This is a genomic window from Microvirga sp. P4_G7, from assembly GCF_056401005.1.
In genome coordinates this window covers 1-1360 of sequence record NZ_JBFUKD010000854.1, presented here as the reverse complement: position 1 = coordinate 1360, position 1360 = coordinate 1, and the positions used below count along the sequence as shown (strand labels likewise).

General features: G+C 48.2%; 1 protein-coding gene. It reads right to left on the bottom strand.

Features of this window, described 5'->3' with window-relative positions; all coding sequences use genetic code 11:
• Positions 1–41 precede the first annotated feature (41 nt).
• Positions 42–1061 (bottom strand): ParA family protein, encoded by a 1020-nt coding sequence (locus tag AC1DT3_RS21350; protein ID WP_477467189.1) that lies wholly within the window; start codon positions 1059–1061, stop codon positions 42–44.
• Positions 1062–1360 lie beyond the last annotated feature (299 nt).

Sequence of the window (1360 nt, the reverse complement as noted above, 5' to 3'; positions counted from 1 at the left end):
ATTATAGAAAGATACTGATTTCTTAAGTTTAAGTGCCAACATCACAGTTTAACTACTAAATCATTCAGTGAATCTATTACCTGAATTCTATAATCCTCCTTAACCTGAACGCGATGTCCGGAAATAGTCTGCTTGCCGGCTCGAAGATGAGAAAACGGCAGTCCTTTTGCGAATGCAACAACACCGGTCGTTTGGAAGTCACGAATGTTTACTGTTCCATTTTCAATGGCATCAAAAGTAAAAAGGTGTGGGTCCGATGCTAGCAATGCTCTAATATCGGCATCTATAGCTGCAAGAACTGCAGCATATGCGGATGCTGGGCCCATATATTGTGTAATTCGATTTTTGGCGATCAGGTGAACTTTCGGGAGAGGCCTTCCAGCGCGTTCAAGCTTTGTATTGAAGGCGTACGTCATGTAAATCGGTGATGGAAGACTCAATCCATAAAGCAGAGATAAGGCGTTTTGAACGGCGCGTCGTGAAGAATCATCAGCCATGACAGGAAAAACGAGCCGATCAACAGAAGCAAGTGCGATTTGGGTGTAGATTGAAAAGCTTGGATTGCAATCGATAAATACCGTATCGAACTCGTCTTCGATAGGTTGCATAAAATCTCTTATCCAATCTACAACGGCAATCCAAGTATCAGTTCCTGGAATCTGCGTATTTGACAACGTATTAATCGCGTTCGACTGTAGTTCTAGAAGCGGATCGCCGCAAACTAACCGTATATTTTCTGGTATCGCCGTATTCAGTGTCGATGGATTGCTAATAAAATCATGAGGGCGGAATGCAGGCACATTGTAGGGGGAGGGCAGCCGAACTTGAAAATATCCACCGAGGCTGCGGCGCGGAACTAGTCCTTGCTGCTGTAAAAGGCGTTGGCTCCCCGAGCCAGTCAGTCCGCCGAGAAATAGTTCCGAAAGGTTCGCTTGGGGGCAAGCATCAATAACGAGGATTCGTTCTCCCGGATGGATCTCGGCATAGCGACAGATTGCTTGAAAGGAGAGGCTCGTTTTTCCTGTGCCACCCTTATTGTTCCAGAATGCATACTTTTTCATAGCGAGTCCTTTGATGTCCATTCTGGACGTTTAAATGTCCATATTCGACATGTCAACGTCCAAAATGGACGTTATGCCGTTTTCGGGGCGAGTCCGCGTGCCGAACCATGATCATCTTTGTTCCCTCTTTGTTCTTGACTCCCTCCGCAACCTGAGCTATAACCTCTCCCGTCCGACCCAATGAGGGGCGCGCTCGCGAGGCGTTGCGGTTGTGGGGTCGGGTACGGTCTCGCGGGTGGGTTTTACGCAAAACCCGTTCGGCGAGAGGCCCAGGCTGTGTGCCTGGCTCGGGGCTGGCC

Bases quoted from the DNA above. Each gene is read 5' to 3' on its own strand.
- AC1DT3_RS21350 (WP_477467189.1), bottom strand. From the start codon at position 1,061: ATGAAAAAGTATGCATTCTGGAACAATAAGGGTGGCACAGGAAAAACG.